This is a genomic window from Streptomyces sparsus (genome assembly GCF_054776295.1).
Window position 1 is genome coordinate 1 of the sequence record NZ_BAAHCA010001527.1, and the last position, 741, is coordinate 741.

The window sequence follows — 741 nt, forward strand, 5'->3', positions numbered from 1 at the left end:
CGTGGCGAGATCGGCCCCGGGGGCCGTGCTGGTCGCGTGGGGCGGGAACGCGGCGGGGTCCAGGCAGCCGGCGAACGGAACGTGCTGGATCTCCGTTCCCTCGGCCACGAGCGACCGGGCCAGTACGGCACCGCGCAGCGGTCCGCCGGGCCCGAGGTGGACCGCGGCGTCGGGGGCGAGCAGCGTGCCCGGCCAGGCGCGGCCGGGCACACCCTCGACGGTGGTGGCGCCGGCGAAGTTCCACAGCAGGGACGCGGCGACACCGCGCGGACCGGAGACGCCGTGAGCCCCGGCGGCTCGCAGGTTGTGGGAGCGCCCTGAGACGTTGACCAGCACGGTGGCCCCCGGCGGGGTCTCCACCACGATGCGTCCGGCGTCGGCCAGTTGCCCGCCGCTGACCGGGAAGACGTTGAGTCCTGGATGGTCGCCGGCGAGTGTCAGCGTGGTCCTGCCGCCGCTGGTGGTGCGGGTGACGCTGCCGCGGGTGGGCAGCGCGTCCAGCTCGGCGGCGAGGGCGCGCAGCGCGCCGAACTCCGCCGCGAAGTCGACGGGCGGCTCCCCCTCGGTGTTCTCGCTGCCGGACTTGAGCACCGGCGGACGGCCGCGCGTCGAGCCGTAGACGGCGCTGCCGCGTTCGAGCACGGTGAACTCGGTGCTGCCGGCCGTCCCGTTGTGCAGCCGGCCGCCGACGACGAGCGCGGCGTCACCGGGCAGCCGCACGCCCGGGGGTGTGCGGCCGCC

Annotated in this window: 1 protein-coding gene; it reads right to left on the minus strand. The window is 76.8% G+C overall.

Annotation, left to right across the window (positions count from 1 at the left end; all coding sequences use genetic code 11):
• A partial coding sequence (locus ACYVE9_RS29420; RefSeq protein ID WP_461030924.1) for a choice-of-anchor A family protein occupies window positions 1-720 on the minus strand: 720 nt, incomplete at its 3' end.
• Window positions 721-741 lie beyond the last annotated feature (21 nt).